Below are 25,061 nucleotides of genomic sequence, written 5' to 3'. Positions count from 1 at the left end.
GCGGTCAAAATTAGGCAACCCTAAATTAGGTTAGCCCTGCCTAAGCTGGCATACTTCTCCAGGTTCGGGCAACTTCGACAGGAGGAACGGGTGAGTGCGACCGCCGTGGTGCCGCGCCTGCACGGCATCCGTCACCGCCGGCTCCTCATCCTTGTCGCGATGGTCGCCGCCCTCCTGCTCGGCATGGTGCTGAGCATCACGATCGGGTCGAAGTCCGTGCCCCCGGCCGACGCCTGGCACGCGCTCACCGCGCCGTCCGGCACCGAGCACGACATCATCATCCGCTCACTGCGCGTCCCGAGGACCGTGCTGGGCGTGCTGGCCGGACTGGCGCTCGGCGTGGCGGGCGCGCTCATGCAGGGGCACACCCGCAACCCGCTCGCCGACCCCGGACTGCTCGGCGTCACCCAGGGCGCGGCGTTCGCGATGGTGGCCTCGATCATCCTGCTCGGCACCTCCAGCCTGCTCGCCTACATCTGGTTCGGCCTGGCCGGAGCCCTGATCGCCAGCGTCGCCGTGTTCGCGCTCGGCATGGTCGGCGGCAGGGGCGGCCCCACACCGGTGACGCTCGCCCTGGCCGGCACCGCCGTCAGCGCCTTCCTGTACGCCCTGACCTCCGCCCTGGTGCTGCTGGACGAGCAGGCGATGGACGTCTTCCGGTTCTGGCAGTCAGGCTCGATCGCCGCCCGCGGCTCCGAGGTCGTCTGGCAGGTGCTGCCGTTCATCCTGGCCGGCCTGGTCCTGGCCATGGTCAACGCCCCCGGCCTGAACGCGCTGTCGCTGGGCGAGGACGTGGCCCGCAGCCTCGGCCAGAACATCGCCATGACCCGCACCGTCGGCGTCGCCGCGGTCACGCTCCTGTCGGGAGCCTCGGTCGCCGCCTGCGGGTCGCTCGCGTTCGTCGGCCTCGTCGTCCCCCACCTGGCCCGCCCGCTGTCGGGCACCGACCACCGCTGGCTGCTGCCCTACTCCGGCCTGATCGGCGCGGTCCTGCTGCTCGTCGCCGACGTGATCGGCCGCGTCGTGGCCCCGCCGGGCGAGCTGGAGGTCGGCGTGGTCCTCGCGCTGATCGGCGCGCCCTTCTTCGTCGCGCTGGTGCGCCGCAGGAAGCCGGTGCGGCTGTGACGAGCATCCCCCTCCGCATCGCCAGGCTGTCCTGGCGAATACGGCTGCGCGGCGTCTCCGTGACGGGGGGCGGCCTGGTGCTGCTCGCGCTGCTCATGGCCCTGAACATGCGCCTCGGCGACATCCCGCTGAGTGTGCCCGAGGTGATCGCGGCCACGTTCGACCCGGGCGACGCCGGCCACTTCGTCGTCATGGAGCTGCGCCTGCCCCGCGCGCTGACCGGCGCCCTGGTCGGCGCGGCGCTGGCGCTGTCCGGCGCGATCATCCAGTCCATCGCCCGCAACCCGCTCGCCAGCCCGGAGATCCTCGGCATCACCAACGGAGCCTCGGTCCTCGTCGTGGCCGGCGTGGTGGCCAGCGGCAGCGCCTACGGCGGCGTCAGCGGGCTGCTGTCCACGCTCGGCGTCCCCGCGCTCGCCCTGCTCGGCGGCCTGCTCGGGGCGCTGATCGTGTACAGCCTGGCCTGGCGGCGCGGGCTGGACGGCTACCGCCTGGTCCTGGTCGGCATCGGCGTGACCGCGGTGTTCACGAACGTGAAGTTCTGGCTCCTGACCGTCGGCGACGTGAACGACACCGGCAGGGCCATGGTCTGGATCAGCGGCTCGCTGAACGGCCGGGGCTGGGAGCACGTCCAGCCGGTGGCGCTGGCCCTGGCCGTGCTCGTCCCGCTGACCCTGCTCGGCACCTGCTCGCTCGACGCGCTGCGGTTCGGCGACGACACCGTCACCGCGCTCGGCGTGCGGATGAACCGGTCCCGCTCGCTGATGATCTTCGCCGCCGTGCTGCTCGCCGCCGTGGCCACCGCCTCGGCCGGGCCGATCGCGTTCGTGGCCCTGGCCGCCCCGCAGATCGCGCTCCGGCTCACCCGGTCCGGGCAGCCGCCCCTGCTGTCCTCGGCGGTGGCGGGCGCCGTGCTCACCACCGGCGCCGACCTGATCGCGCGCACCGCGTTCTCGCCGCTGGAACTGCCCGTCGGCGTCGTCACCGCGGTGCTCGGCGCCCCGTACCTTATCCACCTCATCTGGAGGGCGAGGAAATGAGACTCCAGGCCGCGGGCGTCAAGCTCGGATACGGCGACCGTATCGTCGTCGACGGGCTCGACCTCGGCATCGAAACGGGGACGGTGACCACGATCATCGGCCCCAACGGCTGCGGGAAGTCCACGCTGCTGCGTGCCCTGGGCCGCCTGCTCAAGCCTCAGGGCGGCGAGGTGCTGCTCGACGGCAAGCGCATCGACCGGATCCCCACCCGCGAGGTGGCCAGGATCCTCGGCGTGCTCCCCCAGGCTCCAACCGCCCCCGAGGGGCTGACCGTGGCCGACCTGGTCGCCCGCGGCAGGCACCCGCACCAGACGTGGTACCGCCAGTGGTCCTCGGACGACGAGGAGGCGGTGGCCGAGGCGCTGGCCATGACGGACCTCTCCGACCTGGCCGAGCGGCCGATGGACGAGCTGTCGGGCGGGCAGCGCCAGCGCGCCTGGATCTCCATGGCCCTGGCCCAGGGCACCGACCTGCTGCTGCTCGACGAGCCCACCACGTTTCTGGACCTGGCTCACCAGGTGGAGGTGCTGGAGCTCGTCCGGCACCTGCACCAGGAGTCGGGCCGGACCATCGTGATGGTGCTGCACGACCTCAACCTGGCGGCCCGCTACGCCGACCGGCTGGTCGCGATGCGCGACGGCCAGGTGTTCGCCTCGGGCACCCCGCACGAAGTGCTCACCGAGGACCTGCTGCGCGAGGTGTTCGAGCTGGACGCCAAGATCATTACCGACCCGGTCGCCGGCACTCCCCTGGTCGTCCCGATCGGCCCCCACCGCTGACCTCCGGCGTCATCGGCTGTCAGTCCAGGCCGGCCAGCGCCTGCCGTACCTCTTCGTCTTCCGGCGCCAGCTCGGCCGCCCGCAGCAGGTCGGCGCGCGCCCTCGACGTCAGGCCGAGCGCGCGCAGCGCGTAGGCGCGGTTGAAGCGCACCTCGGCGCCGTCCTCCAGCTCGATCGCCTGCGTCAGATCGGACACCGACGCCTGCAGATCCCCCTCCTCGAACGCCAGCGCCCCGCGCCCGGCCCAGGCGGCGGCCAGCCGCGGCGCCCGCTCCAGCGCCGAGTCGTACGCCTTGCGCGCCTCCACCAGATCGCCCTGCGCCGTCTCGATCTGGCCCAGCACGCTGAGCAGGAAGGGGTTACCGGGATCCCGCTCGGCGTCCGCCCTGGCCCGGTCGAACTCGTCCAGCGCCACCAGCAGCCCGGCCCGGTTGACGTACGCGTCGGAGAAGCCGGGATCCAGCTCGATCGCGTAGTCGAGGTCGGCGAGCGCCCCCGGCAGGTCGCCCTGCGCATACCGCACCTCGGAGCGGTTGTAGTAAGGCTCGGGGAAGGGCGGGCCCACGCGCATGGCCGTCTCGTAGTCGGCCACCGCCTCCTCCGGCCTGCCGAGCCTGTGCAGCAGGTTGCCCCGGTCGAGGTAGTAGTCGGGGTAGCCGGGGTCGGCCGCGATCGCCGCGGCCAGGTCGGGCAGCGCGCCCTCCAGGTCACCCCGCATGGCCGTGAGCTGCGCCCGGTTGGCACGCAGCACGAGCTTGTGCACGGGGTGCCGGTCGGGTTCGAGGTCGCGCTCCGCCAGCTCGATGGCCTCACGCACCAGCCGCACGGCCTCCTCCGGGCGCCCGCGGCGGACCTCCACCAGCGCCTTGCCGTTGAGGTCGAAGCTCAGGTGGAAGGCCCGCTCGCGGCGGTCGGGCAGGCGCGAGGTCAGCTCGACCGCCCGGTCGATCCAGGCGGCGGCCTCCTCCGGGTCACGCCTGCCCGGGTCGTGGTGCCTGACCAGCAGCATCGCGGTGGCGTAGGCCGCGGTGGCGAGATGTTTGGGAACGGTCCCGACCTGGCGGGCATGGTCGAGCAGCTCGCGGGCCTCGTCCTCCCTGTCGAGGGCGGCCAGCGCGGTGGTGGTGCGGTGCAGCAGGGTCCACCACTGCTCGCCGTCCCGCGTCAGCGAGGGCAGCAGCGCCGCGCCCGCCTCGGCCATCGCGTGGTGGAAGCCCTCGTTGCGGAAGCGATCCAGCTCGGCGCCAAGAGTGTGGACGGGTGCCGGGTGCGGCGGCCCGTGCTGCTCGCGCACGATCGTGAGCGCCGGTACCCGCCGTTCCAGGACGTCCAGCAGCTCGGTGTCGGTCGGATCCGCCTGCCCGGCGTTGAGCACCCGCAGCCGCAGCGGCCCCGTCACGGCGTCGCGTACGAACTCCGCCAGGCCGTTGGCCAGCCTGAGCGTCCGCAGCGGCGCCGGGACGAGGATGCGTTCCGCCTGCGGCAGCCGGTCGGCCAGCGTGGTGCGCCTGGCCGGGACCCGCTCCCGTAGTGCGGGAGCCGCGGCCCTGAGCTCGATGTCATGCGCGGCCACCAGCTCCGGGGCCGCCTCGGCGAACAGCGTGCCCACCAGCGCGCCTGCCAGCGTGTAGGGGCCGTTCAGGCTGCGATGCGCATCGAGCGTGATCTGTCTCAGCGTCGCTCCCTCGGGGGACCGTCGGGCCGGCGCCCCCACCGCAAGCGCCGTCCCTCTGCCATGAGGGTGTTAGGCGGCGTGCTTGGGGGTCGCCGCGCCGGTCAACTTGACTGTGCCGCGCTTGTGGACCACGACCTTCTTCATGTTCGCCCTTTCCGATCCGGACAGATCGTTCCATGGCAACACGACATAGATGAGACGGCAAGACACGCAACGAAAAGGAAAATTTCCAGATTAAAGGGCATTCACTCGCCGAGGATGGCGTCCACGAACACTTCGGGGTCGAAAGGCGCCAGATCGTCGGATCCCTCGCCGAGCCCCACCAGCTTCACCGGAACGCCCAGCTCACGCTGGACGGAGATCACGATGCCGCCCTTGGCCGTGCCGTCGAGCTTGGTCAGCGCGATGCCCGTGATGTTGACCACCTCCGCGAACACCTGAGCCTGGCGCATGCCGTTCTGGCCCGTCGTGGCGTCCAGGACGAGGAGCACCTCGTCGACGGTGGCCTTCTTCTCGATGACGCGCTTGACCTTGCCCAGCTCGTCCATGAGGCCGGTCTTGGTGTGCAGGCGGCCCGCCGTGTCGACGATCACCACGTCGGCCTTCTCCTCGATGCCCTTGGCCGTCGCGTCGAAGGCGACCGACGCCGGGTCGCCGCCCTCCGGGCCGCGCACCACGTCGGCGCCCACGCGCTCGCCCCACGTCTGCAGCTGGTCGGCCGCCGCCGCGCGGAAGGTGTCGGCGGCGCCGAGCACGACCTTCTTGCCGTCACCGATGAGCGAGCGGGCGAGCTTGCCCGTGGTGGTGGTCTTGCCGGTGCCGTTGACGCCCACGACCAGGACCACCGCGGGCCGCTCACCGTGCTTGGCCACGTGCAGCGTGCGGTCGAGGCCGGGGTCGATCTGGATGAGGAGCTGCTCGCGCAGCAGCGCCCGCACCTCCTGCGGCGAGCGGCTGCCGAGCACCTTGACCTTGGTGCGCAGCTCCTCGACCATGGCGCGGGTGGGCCCGACCCCGACGTCGGCCGTGATCAGGCGCTCCTCGATCTCGTCCCAGACGTCGTCGTCGAGCCGGTCGCGGGACAGCAGCTCCAGCAGACCCCGGCCGAACGCGCTCTGCGACTTGGCCAGCCTGGAGCGCAGCCGCACCATCCGGCCCGCGGACGGCGGCGGCACCTCCACCTCGGGCTGGACGACGGCAGGCTCGGCCGGCGCGACCGGAGGCGGGAGTGTGGTGGTGGCTCCCTCACCCTCGTCGGCTCCCGACGGCCGTTTCTCCTTCTCCTCGGGAGGCGGGATCGTCTCGGGCGGTCGGACCGGAGGCGGCGCCGCCTTGCCTCCAGGTCTGAAGAGCAGGAACAGGCCACCCGCCGCCACGAGGGCGACCAGGACCACGATCACTATGACGCCGAGGTAACCATCCACAAGATGTCAGTTTTCCAGATCGACCGGCATGCTCATGCCCAAGGCCACGCGGATCAGACGGACTCGCGCTCACGCAGTCGCTGGCTGACCACCTGGGTCACACCGTCACCGCGCATCGACACGCCGTAGAGGGCGTCGGCGATCTCCATCGTGCGCTTGTTGTGGGTGATGACGATGAGCTGTGAGCTCTGCCGCAGCTCCTCGAAGAGCTTCAGCAGCCGCTGCGTGTTGGTGTCGTCGAGAGCGGCCTCGACCTCGTCCATGACGTAGAACGGCGACGGCCGCGCCTTGAAGATGGAGATCAGGAAGGCCACCGCGGTCAGCGACCGCTCGCCGCCCGACAGCAGCGACAGGCGCTTGACCTTCTTGCCCGGCGGCCTCGCCTCCACCTCGATGCCGGTGGTGAGCATGTCGTCGGGGTCGGTGAGAATCAGCCGCCCGTCACCGCCCGGGAAGACCCTGCCGAAGATCTGCTCGAACTCGCGGGCCACGTCCTGGTAGGCCGAGCCGAACATCTGCTCCACCCGGTCGTCGACCTCCTTGACCACGGTCATCAGGTCGCGCCGGGTCTTCTTCAGATCCTCCAGCTGCGAGGTGAGGAAGGCGTGGCGCTCCTCCAGTGCCGCGAACTCCTCCAGGGCCAGCGGGTTGACCTTGCCGAGCTGGTTCATCTGCCGCTCGGCGGCGCGGGCCCGCTTCTCCTGCTCCTCGCGTACGTACGGCACCGGCGGGTCACCGGGCACCTCGGCCTCCGGGCCGTATTCGGACATCAGTGTCTCCGGCTCGACACCGAACTCGTCCATCGCCCGCTGCTCCAGCTGCTCCAGCCGGAGCCGCTGCTCGGTGCGGGCGACCTCGTTGCCGTGGACGCGGTTGACCAGCTTGTCCAGCTCTTGGCTGAGCTCGCGCACGCGCACGCGCACCTGCTTGAGCTCGGCGTCGACGGCGACCCTGGTCAGGTCCGCCTCGTCACGCTCCCTCGCGGCGAGCTGGATGGACGTCGTGAGAGCTCTGAGCACCTGCTTGGCGCCCCCGCTGACGGCCTGCGCCACCACCGCCTGCTGCCTGCGCCTGGCGCGCTGAGCGGCCGCCTGGGCGCGTTCCTGGCGTTCGCGCTGGGCGGCCCCCACCAGGCCGTCCGCCTTGCCCTCGATGCCCCTGACGCGCTCCTCGGCGGTGCGGACCTGCAGGCGGGTGTCCATTTCGCGCTGCCTGGCCCTCTCGCAGGCGTCGGCCAGCTCGTCGCGCGTATCGGTGGTCGGCTCGGTCTCCAGCTCCTGGGAGTATTCGGCCTCCGCCAGCCGAACCTCCAGCTCGGCCAGCTCCGCCAGTCCTTCGGCGCGGGCCTCCTGGGCGGCGGTGACGCTCCCGCCCAGGCGCTCGGCCTCCTCGCGGGCCGCGTCGGCCGCGGCTTCGAGCTGGGCCAGCCTCTTGGCCGCCGCGGCCCCGCGCTGATCGGCCTCCCGCTGCCGGGCTCTGACCTGGTCGAGTGCTCCCTGGGCCGAGCTGAGCCCGGCCTGCGCCGTGGTGACCGCCGTCTGCGCCTCGGTCACCCCGGCCTGCGCGGCCTCGACGGCCGCCTGTGCGACCTGCTCGACCGCGACCGCCTCATCGAACGCGACCGCGGTCCGCTCCGCCGTGGCCTCGGCGTCCTCGAGATCCGCGACGGCGTCGTCGAGCGCCGCCCGGACCTGGAGCACCGACGTGCCGCCCTCGGAGCCGCCGCTGGCGACATGAGCGCCGACGAGGTCGCCCCCGCTGGTGACGGCACGCAACCCGGGATGGCGCTCGACCACCTGGCGGGCGGTTTCGAGGTCGTCCACGACCACGACACCGGCCAGCACATGATCGACGGCCGGCCTCAGCTGGTCGGGCACGGTCACCAGATCGGCCGCCCATCGCCCGCCCGCCGGCGCGGCGCCCGGCCCTCCGCGCCCCGGACCACCGTCTCGCCCGGTCCCCAGCGGAGCCGCCACCAGGAGTGACGCCTGGCCCGCCTCCTTCACGCGGAGCAGCTCCAGGGCCCGCACCGCGGTGTCGACGGACTTGACCGCGATCGCCTCGGCGACCGGGCCGAGCACGGCGGCCACGGCCGGCTCGGCGCCGGGGACCACCTGCATCGAGGCCGCCAGCGGGCCGAGCACTCCGGCCAGGTCCGTCTCCAGCAGCGCGGCTCCGCCGTCGCCCTTGGCCAGCCCCAGCTCCAGCGCGTCCCGGCGGGCTCGCAGGGCCGCCACGGCTCGCTGCGCCTCCTGGTCGGCGGCTCGCGCCGTACCGACTCCCGACCTGGCGGCCTGGAGGGCCGCGCGGGGGGCGTCGAGCGCCGCCTTGGCCTCCTCGACGGCGGCGCGGGTCTCGTCGGCGACCAGCCTGGCCTCCTCGACGAGCCCCTGGGCGGCGGCCAGCTCCTCGGCCAGCGCGGGATCGACGGCGGGCTCTTCGAGTCGCCGCTCCTCCAGGTCCTCGCGGGCGCGCCGCTCGCGCTCGACCGCCTCGGCGACCGCCCGCTGGAGGCGGCCGATCTCCTCCTCGGCCGCGCGGGACCTGCTGCGTACGGAATCCACCTGGCCGCGCAGCTTGGCCAGGCCCTCGCGCCGGTCGGCGGCGGCCCTGGCCGCCATCGCGAGGCGGCGCTCCTCGGCGGCCAGCGCGGACTCGGCCTCGGCGCGCCGCTCGACGGCCTCCTCCAGCAGCTCCTGCGCCTGCTCCAGCTCGCCCCGCAGGATGAGCTCGTGCTCGCGGACCTCGGCGGCCTCGCGCTCGAGCTCCTCCGGGTCGCGGCCGCGCCGCTCGATGGACGCGGCGTCGACGGCGTGGCGGTGGCGCTCGGCGGCGAGCTGTTCGAGGCCGGTGATGCGCTCGCGCAGGGACGACAGCCGGAAGTAGGTCTCCTGGGCCGCGGCCAGCCGGGGCTGGGTCTCGGCCTCGGCGGCCTCCAGGGCGGCCTCGCGCTGCTGCCCCTCCGCCAGGCCGGCCTCCACCTGGGCGCGCCTGGACAGGATCGCGGCCTCGTCGGCGGCCTCGCGGCGCAGGGTGGCCCGCAGGATGCCGACGTCGTCGGCCAGCAGGCGCAGCCGGGCATCGCGCAGGTCCGCCTGGATGACGGCGGCCTTGCGGGCGATCTCCGCCTGGCGGCCGAGCGGCTTGAGCTGGCGGCGCAGCTCGGTGGCGAGGTCCTGGACGCGGGTCAGGTTGGCCTGCATCGCATCCAGCTTGCGCAGCGCCTTCTCCTTGCGCTTGCGGTGCTTGAGCACGCCGGCGGCCTCTTCGATGAAGGCGCGCCGGTCCTCCGGGCCCGCGTGCAGGACGGCGTCGAGCTGGCCCTGGCCGACGATGACGTGCATCTCGCGGCCGATGCCGGAGTCGGAGAGCAGCTCCTGGATGTCGAGGAGGCGGCAGGTGTCGCCGTTGATGGCGTACTCGCTCTGGCCCGACCTGAACATCAGCCGGCTGATCGTGACCTCGGTGTAGTCGATCGGCAGCGCGCCGTCGGAGTTGTCGATGGTCAGCGTCACCTCGGCCCGGCCGAGCGGCGGCCGGGAGGAGGTGCCGGCGAAGATGACGTCCTCCATCTTGCCGCCGCGCAGCGACTTGGCGCTGTGCTCGCCCATGACCCAGGCCAGGGCGTCCACGACGTTGGACTTGCCGGACCCGTTGGGGCCCACGACGCAGGTGATCCCCGGCTCGAAACGCAGGGCGGTGGCCGAGGCGAAGGACTTGAAGCCGCGCAGGGTGAGGGTCTTCAAATACAACCGCGGACCCCCTTCTCCCCTGGACGGACTGCGGAAAAGACTACTGGTCCTGACTGGCCCTCGCTGGCGACCGCAGTCGAGTCCCCGCCACGCCGCGCGGAAAAGGTATGAAACTCTACCGATTCAGTACAAATAACAAGGGACGCCTCTTCGAGACGTCCCTGGATCTTGCGCTCCGATCACTCTCAGGTGAGTGCCGGCTCGCGCTCCTGCATGCGACTGAGTGCCTCATCGCGGGTCTGCGCCGCAAGAGCGTCATTCGTGGCCTGAAGTCGGATGAGTTCTGCCTCCAGATCCCGGATACGCTGCTGCAAACGGCGCATCTCCGAGACCATCCGAGGGTCAGGACCGCCGACGTGGCCGAGTAGAGCCTTCGCCATGGTAAAGGGTCCTCCACGCTGAGTGACCAGACTGGTTCGCGCACTTCTTATTCCGCGGGAGGGGTGCGCGTGGTACCTAACAAGAGTCGCACCGGCAGTGTGGGCGGTCAAGTCGAACCAACCGTTGATGCCCACCAACAGGCACTCCCGACATACAACTATACCCTATTTGAGCTGTTTATCGAAAGCGGCTAGCGCTCGACAAATCCCCCCAAACTACCTCGGGCTTCGCTCCAGCGTTCCACTACTCCATCCACCCTCCCCGGCGTGTCGCAACCTTTGAGCAGGTCCAGCAGCTTGACGCACGACTCCCGGGACCCCTCCGCGACCACTTCGACCCGGCCGTCCTCGGTGTTCCTGGCCCAGCCGGCCAGGCCGAGCTCCAACGCCCGCGCCCTGGTCCACCAGCGGAACCCCACGCCCTGCACCCTTCCCCGCACCCACGCGGTCATCCGGGTGCTCTCGCTGTCGTGTGGCATCTGCTCTCCTGTCAGGTCTCATGCCACCAGGGCCGCCGTCCCCAACGCGTGCCCGGCCGCCGCCTCGTCGAACGCCCGGATCGCCGCCGTCTCCGCCGCTTTTACCCAGGCCAGGCCAAGGATTGACGGAGGCAGCCCCGCGACGGGGACGAAGCTGACGTCGGGACGCGTGTGGTGAGCCGCCGTGGGGGTGCAGAACAGCATGCCACCCCGGCCGAGCGCCACCTGTGTCAGGCCCTCCTGGCTGGTGGCCACCGTGCCGGCCTGGAGGATCGGCCGGCCGGAAGGGGTTGCGGATGGTGCTATACGTTCCCGCCACGCGCGCGGGGCCGGACCGACCAGGCCGATCAGCGGCAGCGACGCCAGTTCCTCCGCGCCGATGCCCGCCCGGCCGGCCAGCGGGTGGCGCGTGGAGACGCCGAGCTGGTAAGCAACACGGTTCAGCGCCTCGCCCGTCGCCAGGTCCGGCTCGTCAACAGGCAGCAGCGTGAACGCGATGTCCACGTGCCCGGCCCGAAGCTTGCTGAACGGGTCGGAGAGCGGGATCTCCACCAGCTCGACCGCACACCCCGGATACCGGCTCTCGAAGGCCCTTACGGCGCCCGTGACGGCATCCGTGGGCGTGGACAGGAAGCCGACCCTGATCACGCCCGTCACGTCGCGGGCGGCCGCCTTCGCCCGGATCACCGCGCTCGCCAGCCCGTCGAAGGAGGGCCGCAGGTCCGCCAGGAAACGTTCGCCGAGCGGGGTGAGGCGCACCTGCCTGCTGGTGCGCTGGAAGAGCCGGCCGCCGATCCTGGTCTCCAGCGAGCGCATGAGCTGGCTCACCCGGCCCGGCGACAGGTAGAGGCGCTCCGCCGTGCGTGCGAAGTGCAGCTCCTCGCTGAGGATGACGAAGCACTCCAGCTCTCTGAACTCCATCCGCGCCTCCACCTGATCGCTTAGCCCACCTAAACCAAGCCTTCGGCCTTCGTCATTGTTCCCGCAGGTGGAAGTCAGAAGGCTGGGCGGCATGACCTTGACTGACGTAAACGGTCTTTCCACCGGCGCCCGGGCGCGCTGGCTCGCCGTGACCTCGGTCGCGGTGGGCACCTTCACCATCGTGACCAGCGAGATGCTGCCGGTCGGCCTCCTGACCTCGATCGCCTCCGACCTGGGAGTGTCCGACGGCACGGCCGGGCTGATGATGTCGGCTCCCGGCCTGGTCGCCGCCGTCTCCGCGCCCGTGCTGGCGATCACCACCCGGCGGCTCGACCGGCGCCTCACGCTGCTCGCGCTGATGGCGTTGCTGGCGGTGGCCAACCTGGCGGGCGCGTTCGCCCCGAACTACCCCGTCATGCTGGCCGCCCGGGTGCTGACCGGGGTGAGCATCGGCGGCTTCTGGGCCTTCGCGGCCGGCCTGGGCGTGCGACTGGTGCCCGAACGGTCCGTCGGGCGGGCCACGTCGATCATCTTGGCCGGGGTGTCGGTGGCGTCGGTGCTGGGAGTGCCGGCGGCGACGTTCATCTCGTCGTTCGCGGGATGGCGCAGCGCGTTCGTCGCCATGGGCGTGGTGGCACTGGCTCTGCTCGCGCTGCTGGCCGCGACGCTGCCGCCGATGCCGGGCGAGCCGCCCGCCACCGCCTCCGCACCGGTGCCGGACAGGCGCCTCGCGTGGCTCTCACGCCCGCTCAAGGTAGTCCTGGCCCTCACCGTCCTGACCGTGTCCGGCCACTTCGCGGCCTACACCTACCTCCGCCCGTTCCTGGAGCAGGTGTCGCACGCGGGCCCGGCCCTCATCAGCACCGCACTCCTGCTGTACGGCGCGGCGGGCGTGGCGGGCAACTTCGCCGCGGGGGCGCGGGCAGCCGACAACCCCAGAAAGGTCCTGATCACCCTGGTAGCCCTCATGACCCTGTCCATGGCGTCGCTGCCGCTGATCGGCCTGCCCCTGGCCCTGCTCGTGGTGTGGGGCCTCGGCTACGGCGGCGTGGGGGTCACCCTGCAGCTGTGGATCATGCGGTCGGGCGGCGGCGAGATGGGCACGGCGCTGTTCGTGAGCGCCTTCAACCTCTCCATCGCGCTCGGCGCGCTCGTCGGCGGCCGGGTCGTGGACGGCGTCTCGACCTCCGCGGTGATGTGGCTGGGAGCGGCTCTCGCCCTGGTCAGCGTGGCCGTCGCTGGCATCTGGGGCAGGAGTAGGACGACCGGTTCATGAACGCCTCGCGCCTGATGGGGGTGCCGCAGCGGGAGCACGGCTGGTCCTGGCGGCCGTAGACCTCCAGGGAACGGTCGAAGTAGCCGCTCTCCCCGTTGACGTTCACGTACAGGCTGTCGAACGAGGTGCCGCCCTGCTGAAGGGCGGCGCCCATGACCGTGCGCACGGCGGCGAGCAGCTCGGCGATCTTCGGGCGGGTGAGCGTCTGCGTCGGGCGGGCCCAGTGCAGCCCGGCGATCCACAACGCCTCGTCGGCGTAGATGTTGCCGACCCCGCTGATCAGGGACTGGTCGAGCAGCGCCCGCTTGATCTCGGTCCGCTTGGCCCTGAGCCTGCGGGTGAACTCGGCCTCGTCGAACACCGCCTCGAACGGGTCGGGGGCGATGTGCGCGATCGGCTCCGGCACGCCGCCGGCCAGGGCGGTGAGCATGACGTGGCCGAACGTGCGCTGGTCGACGAAGCGCAGGTCGGGGCCGCCGTCCTCGAAACGCAGGCGTACCCGCAGGTGCTTCTCCAGCGGCGAGTCCCGATCCACCACGAGCAACTGGCCGCTCATCCCCAGGTGGGCCAGGAGGGCCTCCTCAGCACCCGAAAGCGGGAGCCACAGGTATTTGCCCCGGCGTTCGGCGGACAGCACCGCGCGGTCCTTGAGCCGCGCGGTGAACTCCTCGGCCCCGGGCACGTGACGCCTGATCGCGCGGGGGTGCAGCACCTCCGCGGAGCCGATCCGGCGGTTGACGACCCATTGCGCGAGGCCGCGCCTGACGACCTCGACCTCCGGCAGCTCAGGCAAACCCAGACCCCACTTCGGGCGACCCTCGCCGCCCCTCGATTCTCAGCTCGCCGGCTGGCTCTCGCGCTGCTCGCGACGGGCCCTGATGCGCGTCCACGCCGCCTCGGCCGCCTGCTGCTCGGCCTCCTTCTTGCTGCGCCCCGTCCCCGAACCGTAGGACTCGCCGCCCACCCGCACCACGGCGGTGAACGACTTGGCGTGGTCGGGGCCGCTCTCCTCGACGTGGTATTCGGGCACGCCGAGCGCCTCGGAGGCGGTCAGCTCCTGAAGCGAGGTCTTCCAGTCGAGTCCGGCGCCCAGCGAGGCCGAGCGGACGATCAGCGGATCGAACAGCAGATGGACGGCCCTGAACGCCTCTTCGAGACCCTTGTCGACATAGACGGCGCCGATCAGCGCCTCCAGCGTGTCGGCCAGGATCGAGGACTTGTCGCGCCCGCCCGTGCCCTCCTCGCCCCTGCCGAGCCGCATGAACCGGCCCAGCCCCAGGTTGCGGGCCACATCGGCCAGGGCGCGCATGTTGACCACCGCCGCCCGCAGCTTGGCCAGCTGGCCCTCGGGCAGATCGGGATGGTTGCGATAGAGGGTGTCGGTGACCACCAGGCCCAGCACCGAGTCGCCGAGGAACTCCAGGCGCTCGTTGGTGGGCAGACCACCGTTCTCGTACGCGTAGGAGCGGTGCGTCAGCGCCCGCTCGAGAATGTCGGGATCGAGGCTGACCTCCAGCACTCGCTCCAGCTCGTCTCTGGCGACCTCCACGGCCACCGGCTTAGGACCTGCGCCCACGTGCTTTCCTCCTCGGTCATCTTCCCATCGCGCGATGGCCGCGGAAGATGCCCGAAAACGTGGTGGGCGTCGGGGATAGCAGAGCCCCGGCGTCCACCACGGCCGCGGGCGAACCGCCACCGCACGCATCTGAGACGGTAACGCCGACCGGGGCACAATGGCACCCGGTCGGCATCACGTCAACTCGCGAGATCAGGCGGACGGCTCGATGACCTGACGACGGTTGTAGGTGCCGCAGGTGGGGCACGCGATGTGCGGCTGCTTCGGCGAACGGCACTGCGGGCAGCTCACCAGGGCGACAGCAGTCGTCTTCCACTGGGAGCGACGGGCGCGGGTGTTGCTCCGCGACATCTTTCGCTTCGGGACGGCCACGTCACTTCTCCTGATCGTTATCGTTCTCGGTAACCAGACCTTGCAACGACGCCCACCGGGCGTCGATCTTCTCGTGCCGGTGATCGTCGCCAGCCTCGGCCAGCTTGATCCCGCACTCCGTGCAGAGCCCCGGACAGTCCTCGCCACAGACCGGGCTCAGCGGCAGTGCCAGCACCACCGCGTCGCGGAATGTCGGCTCGAGGTCGAGCAGGTCTCCGTCGAGCAGCGAATCCTCCTCCGAGGCGTCCTCGTCGGAGTAGAAGAACAGCTCTTGCAGGTCGACCTCGATATCCGAGGTCACCGGGTCAAGGCACCGCGCGCACTCCCCGGCGAGCGGGGCGTGTGCCGTGCCCGAGACGAGCACGCCTTCCATCACTGCTTCGAGCCGGAGGTCCAGCTCGACTTCGGCGTCCTTGGGGACACCGATCATGTCGACGCCGAGATCCGCCGGTGCCGGGAGGGACAAGGTGATCTCTCGCATCGTGCCCGGCCGCTTTCCCAGGTCGTGAGTGGAGATCACCCAAGGGGAGCGGGGGTTGAGGTGCTGAGTCATCCTGCTCTCGCTAGGCATGGCGAAAAAGTCGCCGTCGTACAAGGCCGAATAGAAAGGATACCAGGTCGCCGTCAGCCCCTGAGCCGCTCGATGAGCAGCTTGTGCACCAGGTCAGGGACCAGACCCGACACGTCCCCACCATAGCGGGCGATCTCTTTCACCCGGCTCGACGACAGGAACGAGTATTCGGGGTTGGTCGGCATGAACAGCGTCTCCACGCCCGACAGCCGGTAGTTGAGCTGCGCCATCTGCAGTTCGTAGTCGAAGTCGCTGACCACCCTGATGCCCTTGACGATCGCGGGGATCTCGTTCTGCTTGCAGAAGTCCACGAGCAGTCCGTGGAACTTCCTGACCATGACGTTCGGATACTCCTTCGTCACGGTCTGCAGCATCTCGATCCGCTCGTCGACGGTGAACAGGCTGCTCTTCTCGACATTGATGAGTACGGCCACCGTCACCTCGTCGTACAGCCGGGCGGCCCGGCCGATGATGTCGAGATGGCCGTTGGTGATGGGGTCGAATGACCCCGGGCAGACAACGCGGCGCAAAACGCCTCCCAGGTCTACGAGCGGTCTACGGATTCCCCGGCGGCGCGACCGTACCAAACGGACGCTTCGCCGTAACGCCGGACCCTCTCCTCAACAAAACCATCCGGCCACATCAGGGGCTTTCCCCTGCTTTCCCGCTCGAAAGCCACCAAAGCCCCGTCAACCAGCCAGCCGTTGTCCCGCAACGACCCGAGCACCGCGGCCACCTCGTCATCGGACACCGCATACGGCGGATCGGCGAACACGATGTCGAACGCCGCACCCCCTCCGCCGCCGCCCGGCCCCTCGCCCGGCCGTTTGCCCAGGAACCGCTCCACCCTGTCGGCCACCACCTCGGCCCCGCCGAGCCCCAGCGCCCCCACGTTCGTCCTGATCGTCCGCACGGCCTTCGGATCGGACTCCACCATCAGCGCGTACGCCGCCCCCCGCGACAGCGCCTCCAGCCCGACAGCCCCCGAACCCGCGTAGAGGTCCATCACCCTGGCCCCCTCCAGCCCGTACAGCGAGTCGAGCGTCAAGAAGATCCCTTCTCGCGCCCTGTCGCTGGTCGGCCTGGTCCCCCGCCCCGGCGGCACCTCCAGCCGGCGCCCACCTGCGCTCCCCGCGATGATCCGAGTCATGCGAGCCATTGTTCCGCATAAGAACGCAGGTCAAGAGTGGACAAGTGTCGGCCTCGACTACGCAAGGGTGATTCACATTGCCGGGCCGAGTCAGCAAGATGAGTTCTGCGGCCTTCGAGGTGACCCAGCTGAAGGCCGACCGGCGTGATCGTGAGCCCTTCCGCACGCCGGTTCCCTCGGCACCTGACCCGAGGGTGGGCCCAGCCGGGGACGGCATTCGGGGGGAGGCCGTCCCCGCGGCTGGGCCTTTTTATTCATTCCGCACCAATATTCATTCCGCACCAAGCCCGCGAATTCCCTTACGGCACATGCGGGATTTCCCCTGCGGTGGAGAACCAGCCGGTATGGCAAGCCAGTTCGGCTCCACCGGCGCCCCCCTCACACCAGCGGGAACCCCCACCGGCCGCACAGGCCGCACAGGTCCTCAGGCAGCACAGGCACACATGGGAGCCCCGAGGCGGGGCCCGCAGGCACCCTGTCTGGCGTGGTGTCAGGTCTTTTCGAGGTATTCGGCCCGCTCGTCCGCCAGCAGCCGGTCGATCTCCGCTCTGAGCGCCTCGTGGGAGGCGAGGGCGGGGTCCTCCGCCAGGAGGGCGGCGGCCTCGTCGCGGGCGGTGGCGATGACCTCCTCGTCACGCAGGAGCTGGAGCATCTTGAGTGACGACCGCTTGCCCGACTGGGCCGCGCCGAGGACGTCGCCCTCACGGCGCTGCTCCAGGTCGACCCTGGACAGCTCGAAGCCGTCCAGGGTGGCGGCGACGGCGTCGAGGCGGGCCCGGGCGGGTGTGCCTTCAGGGAAGTCGGAGACCAGGAGGCACAGGCCCGGCAGGCCGCCCCGGCCGACGCGGCCGCGGAGCTGGTGGAGCTGGGAGACGCCGAAGCGGTCGGCGTCCATGATGATCATGACGGAGGAGTTGGGGACGTCGACGCCCACCTCGATGACGGTCGTGGCGATCATGATGTCGAGCTCGCCCCGGGTGAAGGAGCGCATGACGGCCTCCTTCTCCTCCGGGGGGAGCTTGCCGTGCAGGACCTCAAGGCGCAGGTCCTGGAAGGGGCCCTGGGAGAGGAGCTCCGCCACGTCGAGCACGGCGAGCGGGGGCCGGCGGTCCTCGTCCGTGGAGGCGGCGGACGCCAGATCGCCCTCGTCACCCTCCAGATCGCCGATGCGGGGGCAGACGATGTAGGCCTGCCTGCCGAGGGCGACCTCCTCCCGGACCCGCTGCCAGGTGCGCTCGAGGTAGTGGGGCTTCTCCGCGGCGGGGACGACGTGGGTGGTGATGGGGGCGCGCCCGGAGGGGAGCTGCGAGAGCGTGGAGACCTCCAGGTCGCCGAAGACCGTCATGGCCACCGTGCGCGGGATGGGGGTGGCGGTCATGACGAGCACGTGGGGGCGGGTGCCGCCCGCCTTCTCGCGCAGGGCGTCGCGCTGCTCCACGCCGAAGCGGTGCTGCTCGTCCACCACCACCAGCCCCAGGTCGGCGAACTGGACGTGCTCCTGGAGCAGGGCATGGGTGCCGACGACGATGCCCCCCGTGCCGGAGGCGGCGTCGAGCAGGGCGGAGCGGCGGGCGGCGGCGCCCATGGAGCCGGTGAGCAGGGTGACCGCGGTGCCGCCGAACATGCCTCCCTGGGCGAGGTCGCCCAGCATGTTGGTGATCGAGCGGTGGTGCTGCTGGGCGAGCACCTCGGTGGGCGCGAGCAGGGCCGCCTGGCCGCCCGCGTCGACCACCTGCAGCATGGCGCGCAGCGCGACCACGGTCTTGCCGGCGCCGACCTCGCCCTGCAGCAGGCGGTGCATCGGATGCTCCAGCGCCAGGTCGGCGGCGATCTCCTCGCCCACCTCGGCCTGGCCCTCGGTGAGCTGGAACGGCAGGCGCGCGTCGAAGGCGGCCAGCAGCCCGTCACCCGTCGACGGGCGCGGCTTGGCGGGCCAGGCCGTCGCCGCCTGCCTGCGCTGCAACAGCACGGCCTGCAGCAGGAAGGCCTCGTCGAACTTCAGCCGCTTGCGGGCGCGCTGGACGTCGCCGAAGTCCTTCGGCCGGTGGATGGCCACCAGCGCGTCGCCCAGCTCCGGCAGGTGGTGGCGGGCGCGCAGCTCGGCGGGCAGCGGGTCGTCGAGCGGGCCGAGGGTGTCGAGCACGACGCCGACCGCCCGCCTGATCGCCCACGGCGTGAGGTCCTTGCCAGCCGGATAGATGGGCACGGGAGCCGCCGCGAACTCCTCGACGCTGGCCTCGCTCTCCTCGAAGAGCTCGAACTCGGGGTGCGCGAGCTGCCAGCGCGGGCTGGTGCGCGAGCCGAACAGCCCCACCTTGCCGGCGAACATGCCGCGCCGCCCGGGCTTGAGCCGCGACTCGGCCACATGGGATCCCTTGCCGAAGAACGACAGGTAGATCTTGTTGCGGTCGCCGTCGACGACCTCGACCTCCAGCCAGGTGCCGCCGCGGTTGCGCATGGGCTTGCGCATCAGCCTGGTGACCTCGCCCACCACCGTGACGTGCTCGTCGACCTCCAGCGAGTCGAGCGAGGTCAGCTCGCCGCGCTCGGCGTAGCGCCGGGGATAGTGGCGAAGCAGGTCGCCGACCGTCTCCAGGCTGAGCACGCTGTGCAGCAGCTTGGCGGTCTTCGGGTCGAGCGCCTTCGTCAGGGGCTCGTCGAAACGGCTCACGGCTCTATGTTCTACCGCCTATGACCGACAGGAATCACTCGACGCCGATGAGCAGCGGGTAGCCGCCCTGCTCGCCGTCGTAGACGACCAGGTCCACGTCGGGTCTGGTGCGCCCGAGATGCTCCTCGACGCCGGCCGCCAACGCGGGCGGCGCCTGCGCGCCCGTCACCAGGGTCACCAGCTCGCCCCCGCCCGCCACCATCCGCTCGATGAGCAGCGTGGCCACGCTGTCGAGGGTGTCGCCGATCACCGCGACGTCGCCGTCGATCAGCCCGAGCACGTCGCCTGGACTGCACAGGCCGGCGCTGGTGACGCCGTGCCGGTCGGCGACCGTGAGGTGGCCGTGGCGGGTGTGGCTCGCCGCGTCGGTCATCGCCACCACGTCGTCGTCGAAGCGCCGCAACGGGTCGTGTACGGCCAGCGCGGCCAGGCCCTGCACCGTGGCCTTGGTGGGGAGCACGCTCACCACCACGCCGTCCTCGCGGGCGATCTCCGCCGCCGCGGCGGCCACGGCCCCGGACCTCTCGTCGTTCGGCAGCACGGCCACCTCTCTGCCGGCCTGCCTGATGGCGGCGAGCATCGCGGGCAGGGCGGGCCGGGTGCCGGGCTCGCGCCGTACGACCACCGCGCCGCACTCCTCGAACAGCGCCGCGATCCCGTCGCCGGCGGCGACGGCGACCACTCCCCTGCCCGCGTCGGCGCGGTGGGTCCGCTCGGCCAGGTAGGTGACCCTGATCCGGTGCGGCCGTCCCACCCGCAGCGCCGCCTCGATCGCCGGGCCCGCCTCGTCCACGTGCACGTGGACGTTCCACAGCCCCTCGCCGCCGACCATCACCAGCGAGTCGCCCATCGCGTCGAGCTCCGCGCGCAGCCTGGCGACGGCCTGGTCGTCGGCGTCCAGCAGGTACATCACCTCGTAGCCGGCGCCCACCTCGGTCATCGGAGTCACCCGGGAGGTCGGGGCGGGCACGTCGTAGCGCTCGCGCTGGGCACCGGTGATCACCGTGGCAAGCGACTCCAGCACGATCGCCAGCCCGGCGCCGCCCGCGTCCACGACGCCGCTGCGGGCGAGCACGTCGAGCTGCTCGGGGGTGCGGCGCAGCGCGGCGCGGGCCTCCTCGGCCGCGCGCCGCGCCACCTCGGCCAGCCCGTTCTCCTCGCCCTGCACGGCCCGCGCGACGGCGCTCAGCACGCTCAGCACCGTGCCCTCGACCGGCCTGGCGACGCTCTGCCTGGCCAGGGCGGCGGCCCTGGCGAGCCCGGCACGCAGGTCGGAGCCGTCCTTGAGCACCTCGGCCAGCCCACGCAGCGCCTGGCTGACGATGACCCCCGAGTTGCCGCGAGCACCGACCAGAGCGCCGTAGGACAGCGTCTGCCACACGATCGCGACGTCCACGTCGTCGGGCAGCGACTCGACGGCCTCGGCGGCGGAGAGCATGGTCAGGTAGAGGTTGGTGCCGGTGTCACCGTCGGCGACCGGGAACACGTTGAGCGCGTCGATGTCGGCCCTGGCCCGGCCCAGCGCGTCGGCGGCCAGGCGGGCCCAGCGCCGCACCGCGGGCGGGTCCAGAACCTCCATGTACGCGCTCCGACCTCCCCGCATGCGCTACCGTTAATCGAGGAGAATATCGTCGCGCCAGGCGCAGTCCAGTGCTGGGCCGGTGATCGGGTTCGCGTCCAGTGGTGCGGATCGGATATTCTCGTCTGGCTGGCCGGTCGTCCCGGCATGCCCTCCGCCCGACAACATCAGCGGACAGGGCTCTATCGACTGTTTAAGGAGCGATACCGTGGCTTCCGTCTGCGATGTCTGCCGCAAGGGGCCGACCTTCGGCAACAACGTGTCCCACTCTCACCGCCGCACCCGCCGTCGTTGGAACCCCAACATCCAGACGGTGCGCGCGGTCGTCGGCGGCACGCCGAAGAAGCTCAACGTCTGCACCTCGTGCATCAAGGCGGGCAAGGTCACCCGCTAGTCTGACTTTCACGAAAGGCCCGCCGCTCGTCACGAGCGGCGGGCCTTCGTCATGTCAGCGCCACTGCCAGGCGTGGTCCACCGGGCCGATGCCGGCGCCGAGGGGGAAGCCTCGCGCGATCGCGCCCGTGACGTACTCCTTGGCCTTGCCGACGGCCCCCGGCACGTCCTCGCCGAGCGCGAGATGGGAGGCGATGGCCGAGGCCAGGGTGCAGCCGGTGCCGTGGGTGTGGCGGTTGTCGAGGCGTGCGGCGGTGAAGACGTACTCTTCGACGCCGTCCGTGAGCAGGTCGACGGGCTCGCCGGGCAGGTGGCCGCCCTTGATCAGCGCCCAGGTGGGGCCGAGCTCCAGGATGGCCGCGGCGGCGCGGCGCAGGTCGCCCTCGTCCTCGACCTTGACGGAGGTGAGCTGCTCGACCTCCCACAGGTTGGGGGTGACGACGGTGGCGACCGGCAGCAGCCGGGTCCTGAGCGTCTCGACGGCCTCGGGCGCGAGCAGCGAGTCTCCGTGCTTCGACACGCCTACGGGGTCCACCACGACCGGCGCGGCGTAGCCGGCGAGCGTCTCGGCCACGATCTCGACCAGCGCCGGCGAGGCCAGCATGCCCGTCTTGACGGCCTCGGCGCCGATGTCGCCGAGGACCGAGTCGAGCTGGGCCCGCACCGCCTCCGGCGGCAGCTCCCAGTAGCCCTGGACGCCGACGGAGTTCTGGGCGGTGACCGCGGCGATCACGCTCATGCCGTGCACGCCCTGCGCCAGCATGGTCTTCAGGTCGGCCTGGATGCCCGCCCCGCCGCCGGAGTCGGATCCGGCGACGGTCAGCACGCGTGGGGGAGTCGAAACCGTCACGTTCCCCATCCAACCATCTAACTGACGGCGCACTCCCCGCCGACGAGTCCGCAGTTCCTCGGCTTGCCGGCCGTGCCGGTGGCCGAGATGGTGAGCTCGGCGCTGTCACCCGTGGCGATCGGGCTGGACAGGTCCACGATCAGCAGGTTGCCGTCCTGCGTCCAGTCCGCGCCCTCCACGTTGAGGATCTCCCCGCGTACGGGCACCGACAGGGTGAGGGTGCTCAGCGTCTGGCTGGAGGAGTTGGTGACGTCCATGGTGGCCGTGTAGCTCGTCAGGCGCTGCTTGACCACGTTGAAGCGGACGTTCACCGAGCCGCCGCTGCCTGGGGCGGGCTGTGCGGTGCCGGTGGCGGTGGCCGTCGCCGTGGGCAACGGGTTGCCGTTGTCGGTGGCCCTGGTGCCCGGGTCGCCCAGGAAGAGGTCCTCCGTGGGGGTCGCCTCCGGCACCTCGTCGACGGGCTCCTCGACCGGATCGTCGGTCGGCTGCGCCTGCTTGGACTTCGTCCTGCTGGGCTTGGGCGTGGGCGTGGAGGTACGGCGCGGCTCCCGCGCGCTGTACGTGGCTGTCGGCGCGGGGCTGTCGGCCGGCTCGCTCTCCTCGTCCTCGACCGGCTCTTCGACCGGCTCCTCCTCTTCCACGGGCTCGTCGGCGACGGGCTCGGAGATCTGCGGCCCCGGCTGGTTGCTCGACTGGACCGCGGCGCAGGTGCCGGCGGGACAGCCGGCCGGGTCGCCGGAAGAGCTCATCATCTTGACCCCTGCCACGGTGCCGCCGAGCACGACGGCGACCGCGGCCACGGAGAGCAGGGCCAGCCGCCCCCGGCCCGCGCCGGACGGGGCGTCGAGCGGGTCGGGCTCCTTCGGCTGGCGGCGGCCACGACGGCGGCGCGGCTCGGGCTCGCCCTGCGTCTCGTCGGACGTCCAGCCGGACGCCAGGAAGCCGCTGTCCGCCTCGGCCCAGGCCGGGGTGGGCGCGCCCACCATGGTCGGCTCGCCGTACACCTTGATGTCCCCCGGCTCCGGCGGGGCGCCCTCGTGTCCGGGCGGGTCGAACCTGCTCGTGGCTTCGGCCCCGAACGTGTCGAAGGCGCCCGTGCTCTCGCCGGGATGCTGGTCGAACGGTCCGGGAGGGGGCGGAGACTGGCCGAACGCGCCTGTACGGTCCGACGGGCGTTCGAAGGGGTTGTGCCGGTCCGCGGGGTGCTGGTCGAACGGCCCGGGGCGGTTTGCGGGCTGGTCGAAAGCGCCGGGGCGCTGGTCGAACGGGCCGTCCTGAGGTAGCGGGCCGAGCGCCTGGGTGGCGTCAGGGACGTCGTCCCAGGACGTGGGGCGGACGAACGCGCCGGTGGTCTCGAAAGGCTGCTCCGGCGGCGGGTAGGGCCTGCCCGGCCCCTGGCTCGACGGAGCGGCGAAGGCGCCGGTCGTCTCGAACGGGCTGGACTGCGGAGCACCTGCCACCGGACCACCGTCCGGCTTCGGCATGGGAGCCCACTGTCCCGTCACTTCGACCTGGCCAGGCGGCGAAGGCCAGCCCGGCGGCTCGGGTTGCCGCTCTTCCGGTCCCCAGAACGAGTCGGCCTGCTGCTCCTGCGGGCCCCAAAAGGCGCTGGTGTCCCCCTCTTCATGCGCGTCTTCGGATCCACCCGTGCCGTGGCGGCCCATGGCTGCCCTTTCTGCCGGTTACAGTTGGCCGCCAATCTTCATAACACCTTTACTACGCCTTTGTCTCAGCAATCTCGGTAGTCACGCCTCAAATACGGAAAATTTCACACAAATCGGGACACGCGGTCACCGAAAGTGATCCCAGCCGCCCGGTCCCGCCGCCCGCCCCTCCACGACGACGCCCTCTCCCTCGCAGACCCGCCCCACGACCTGCCACGACGGCGGAAGCCGTACCTCTGCGGGGAAGACCGCGGCCAGCGCGTGGTCCTCGCCTCCGGTCAGGACCCAGTCGAGCGGATCGGCCCCCAGCGCCTTGGCCGCGGCCTCGACCGGCTCCCCCACCGTCAGCGCCTCGGGGGCCAGCTCGATCCGCACCCCGCTGGCCGCCGCGATGTGCCCGAGGTCCTGCAGCAGCCCGTCGCTCACGTCCAGCATCGCCGCGGCCCCCAGCCGCGCCGCCTCCGGCCCGCAGGAGTAGGGCGGACGAGGCTGCCGGTGCCCGGCCACGGCCTCGGCCAGCTCGGCGGAGCCCACGGGCGCCCCCGCGTCCAGCAGGGCCAGCCCCGCGGCGGCGTACCCGAGGCGCCCGGCGACGGCCACCACCTGTCCCGGCCGCGCCCCGGAGCGGGTCACGGGGGCCAGGCCGCGCAGGTCGCCGAGCGCGGTGACCCCGATGACGACCAGGTCGCAGCGGGTGATGTCGCCGCCCGCCACGCTCGCACCCACCACCGCGCACTCGTCGCGGAACCCGTCGGTCAGCGCGTCGAGCCAGGCGAGCGGAAGGTCCGGGGGAATGCCCAGCCCGACCACGATGGACGTGGGAACGGCGCCCATGGCGGCGATGTCGGCGAGGTTCTGGGCCGCGGCCTTGCGGCCCACGTCGTAGCCGCTGGACCAATCGCGGCGAAAGTGCCTACCCTCAAGCAACAGATCTGTTGACACCACGACGCGCCCGTCCGGCGCGCTCACCATCGCGGCGTCGTCACCCGGCCCGAGCAGCACCGCCTCGCCCTGTGGCAGACGTCCTGAAATACGAGCAACAACTCCGAACTCGCCGAGATCTCCGACTGTGATGACGCACCTCCTGACGCACACAGGGTACGGTGGCCCTTCGGCGTGATCCAATCGCCCGGGAGGACGTAATGGTGCAGGCCTACATCCTTATTCAGACCGAGGTCGGCAAGGCCGCGGCCGTGGCACACGAGATCTCCGGGATCTCCGGGGTGACCCAGGCCGAGGACGTGACCGGCCCCTACGACGTGATCGTCCGGGCGGAGGCCCGCAACGTCGATGAGCTGGGCAAACTGGTCGTCGCCCAGATTCAGGCCGTAGACGGCATCACTCGCACCCTTACGTGCCCGATCGTCCACATCTAGGGCAAAAT

General features: G+C 71.4%; 23 protein-coding genes. 6 read left to right on the top strand and 17 right to left on the bottom strand.

Translation table 11 applies throughout. The features are described 5' to 3' along the window. Window positions 1-90 precede the first annotated feature (90 nt). From V5E28_RS09460 to V5E28_RS09450, 3 genes are read left to right on the top strand one after another with little or no spacing between them, the layout of a single operon-like run. Window positions 91-1,125: a FecCD family ABC transporter permease gene (locus V5E28_RS09460; RefSeq protein ID WP_336206048.1), complete on the top strand. Its 1,035-nt coding sequence runs from the start codon at window positions 91-93 to the stop codon at window positions 1,123-1,125. Next, the gene (locus tag V5E28_RS09455) at window positions 1,122-2,165 is read left to right on the top strand and encodes a FecCD family ABC transporter permease (protein WP_336206047.1); all 1,044 of its coding nucleotides are present in this window, start codon (window positions 1,122-1,124) and stop codon (window positions 2,163-2,165) included. The genes V5E28_RS09460 and V5E28_RS09455 overlap by 4 nt, the downstream gene beginning before the upstream one ends. After that, the gene (locus V5E28_RS09450) at window positions 2,162-2,944 is read left to right on the top strand and encodes an ABC transporter ATP-binding protein (RefSeq protein WP_336206045.1); all 783 of its coding nucleotides are present in this window, start codon (window positions 2,162-2,164) and stop codon (window positions 2,942-2,944) included. The genes V5E28_RS09455 and V5E28_RS09450 overlap by 4 nt, the downstream gene beginning before the upstream one ends. Window positions 2,945-2,963: 19 nt before the next feature. Here the strand turns inward: V5E28_RS09450 and V5E28_RS09445 are convergent, their stop codons facing one another. From V5E28_RS09445 to V5E28_RS09420, 6 genes are all read right to left on the bottom strand, one after another. After that, window positions 2,964-4,658: a tetratricopeptide repeat protein gene (locus tag V5E28_RS09445; protein WP_336206044.1), complete on the bottom strand. Its 1,695-nt coding sequence runs from the start codon at window positions 4,656-4,658 to the stop codon at window positions 2,964-2,966. Between the two features lie 206 nt (window positions 4,659-4,864). Continuing rightward, the gene (ftsY, locus tag V5E28_RS09440; protein ID WP_336206043.1) at window positions 4,865-6,043 is read right to left on the bottom strand and encodes a signal recognition particle-docking protein FtsY; all 1,179 of its coding nucleotides are present in this window, start codon (window positions 6,041-6,043) and stop codon (window positions 4,865-4,867) included. 53 nt (window positions 6,044-6,096) lie between these two features. Next, complete coding sequence (gene smc / locus V5E28_RS09435) at window positions 6,097-9,795, bottom strand: chromosome segregation protein SMC (RefSeq protein WP_336206042.1); 3,699 nt, start codon at window positions 9,793-9,795, stop codon at window positions 6,097-6,099. Window positions 9,796-9,980: 185 nt separating this feature from the next. Next, complete coding sequence (locus V5E28_RS09430) at window positions 9,981-10,175, bottom strand: hypothetical protein (protein WP_090938435.1); 195 nt, start codon at window positions 10,173-10,175, stop codon at window positions 9,981-9,983. Window positions 10,176-10,366: 191 nt separating this feature from the next. Beyond that, window positions 10,367-10,654, bottom strand: a complete 288-nt coding sequence (locus V5E28_RS09425; protein ID WP_336206041.1) for an acylphosphatase — start codon at window positions 10,652-10,654, stop codon at window positions 10,367-10,369. 18 nt (window positions 10,655-10,672) lie between these two features. Continuing rightward, the gene (locus V5E28_RS09420) at window positions 10,673-11,575 is read right to left on the bottom strand and encodes a LysR family transcriptional regulator (protein WP_336206040.1); all 903 of its coding nucleotides are present in this window, start codon (window positions 11,573-11,575) and stop codon (window positions 10,673-10,675) included. A gap of 91 nt (window positions 11,576-11,666) precedes the next feature. Between V5E28_RS09420 and V5E28_RS09415 the strand changes: the two genes are divergently transcribed. Then, window positions 11,667-12,851 (top strand): MFS transporter, encoded by a 1,185-nt coding sequence (locus tag V5E28_RS09415; protein ID WP_336206039.1) that lies wholly within the window; start codon window positions 11,667-11,669, stop codon window positions 12,849-12,851. Here V5E28_RS09415 and mutM read toward each other — a convergent pair. The 8 genes from mutM to V5E28_RS09375 all read right to left on the bottom strand — a co-directional run bounded on the left by mutM (window position 12,799) and on the right by V5E28_RS09375 (window position 20,770). Continuing rightward, window positions 12,799-13,644 carry a bifunctional DNA-formamidopyrimidine glycosylase/DNA-(apurinic or apyrimidinic site) lyase gene (gene mutM / locus V5E28_RS09410; RefSeq protein WP_336206038.1) on the bottom strand — a complete coding sequence of 282 codons (846 nt, stop codon included), beginning with the start codon at window positions 13,642-13,644 and terminating at the stop codon, window positions 12,799-12,801. The two genes, V5E28_RS09415 and mutM, sit on opposite strands and share 53 nt — an antisense overlap. 42 nt (window positions 13,645-13,686) lie before the next feature. After that, window positions 13,687-14,406 carry a ribonuclease III gene (rnc, locus tag V5E28_RS09405; RefSeq protein WP_336206410.1) on the bottom strand — a complete coding sequence of 240 codons (720 nt, stop codon included), beginning with the start codon at window positions 14,404-14,406 and terminating at the stop codon, window positions 13,687-13,689. 213 nt (window positions 14,407-14,619) lie between these two features. Then, on the bottom strand, window positions 14,620-14,799 hold the full coding sequence (gene rpmF / locus V5E28_RS09400) for a 50S ribosomal protein L32 (protein ID WP_033409409.1): 180 nt from the start codon (window positions 14,797-14,799) through the stop codon (window positions 14,620-14,622). 1 nt (window position 14,800) lies between these two features. Beyond that, on the bottom strand, window positions 14,801-15,352 hold the full coding sequence (locus V5E28_RS09395; RefSeq protein ID WP_336206037.1) for a YceD family protein: 552 nt from the start codon (window positions 15,350-15,352) through the stop codon (window positions 14,801-14,803). Window positions 15,353-15,423: 71 nt separating this feature from the next. After that, window positions 15,424-15,900: a pantetheine-phosphate adenylyltransferase gene (coaD, locus tag V5E28_RS09390; protein ID WP_336206036.1), complete on the bottom strand. Its 477-nt coding sequence runs from the start codon at window positions 15,898-15,900 to the stop codon at window positions 15,424-15,426. A 14-nt stretch (window positions 15,901-15,914) separates the two neighbouring features. Continuing rightward, on the bottom strand, window positions 15,915-16,520 hold the full coding sequence (rsmD, locus tag V5E28_RS09385) for a 16S rRNA (guanine(966)-N(2))-methyltransferase RsmD (RefSeq protein ID WP_336206034.1): 606 nt from the start codon (window positions 16,518-16,520) through the stop codon (window positions 15,915-15,917). A gap of 490 nt (window positions 16,521-17,010) precedes the next feature. After that, complete coding sequence (gene recG / locus V5E28_RS09380; protein WP_336206033.1) at window positions 17,011-19,191, bottom strand: ATP-dependent DNA helicase RecG; 2,181 nt, start codon at window positions 19,189-19,191, stop codon at window positions 17,011-17,013. A gap of 34 nt (window positions 19,192-19,225) precedes the next feature. Continuing rightward, a complete protein-coding gene (locus V5E28_RS09375) occupies window positions 19,226-20,770 on the bottom strand; it encodes a DAK2 domain-containing protein (RefSeq protein WP_336206032.1) in 1,545 nt (514 codons plus the stop codon). Between the two features lie 208 nt (window positions 20,771-20,978). Between V5E28_RS09375 and rpmB the strand changes: the two genes are divergently transcribed. Beyond that, complete coding sequence (gene rpmB / locus V5E28_RS09370) at window positions 20,979-21,164, top strand: 50S ribosomal protein L28 (protein WP_043618345.1); 186 nt, start codon at window positions 20,979-20,981, stop codon at window positions 21,162-21,164. A 54-nt stretch (window positions 21,165-21,218) separates the two neighbouring features. Here rpmB and thiD read toward each other — a convergent pair whose 3' ends face one another. The 3 genes from thiD to V5E28_RS09355 all read right to left on the bottom strand — a co-directional run bounded on the left by thiD (window position 21,219) and on the right by V5E28_RS09355 (window position 24,772). Further along, window positions 21,219-22,022 (bottom strand): bifunctional hydroxymethylpyrimidine kinase/phosphomethylpyrimidine kinase, encoded by an 804-nt coding sequence (gene thiD / locus V5E28_RS09365; RefSeq protein ID WP_336206031.1) that lies wholly within the window; start codon window positions 22,020-22,022, stop codon window positions 21,219-21,221. An 8-nt stretch (window positions 22,023-22,030) separates the two neighbouring features. After that, window positions 22,031-23,497, bottom strand: coding sequence for a hypothetical protein (locus tag V5E28_RS09360; protein WP_336206030.1), 1,467 nt, complete (start codon window positions 23,495-23,497; stop codon window positions 22,031-22,033). 306 nt (window positions 23,498-23,803) lie between these two features. Further along, window positions 23,804-24,772, bottom strand: a complete 969-nt coding sequence (locus V5E28_RS09355) for a thiamine-phosphate kinase (RefSeq protein WP_336206029.1) — start codon at window positions 24,770-24,772, stop codon at window positions 23,804-23,806. Window positions 24,773-24,819: 47 nt separating this feature from the next. On the opposite strand from V5E28_RS09355, the gene V5E28_RS09350 reads away from it, so the two are divergent. Then, complete coding sequence (locus V5E28_RS09350) at window positions 24,820-25,053, top strand: Lrp/AsnC family transcriptional regulator (RefSeq protein WP_336206028.1); 234 nt, start codon at window positions 24,820-24,822, stop codon at window positions 25,051-25,053. The last annotated feature ends 8 nt before the right edge of the window (window positions 25,054-25,061 follow it).

The organism is Nonomuraea sp. LPB2021202275-12-8, assembly GCF_037044575.1.
Taxonomy (GTDB): domain Bacteria; phylum Actinomycetota; class Actinomycetes; order Streptosporangiales; family Streptosporangiaceae; genus Nonomuraea.
Note: the sequence above shows the minus strand (reverse complement) of the source record. Positions and strands in the feature narration are given on the sequence as shown.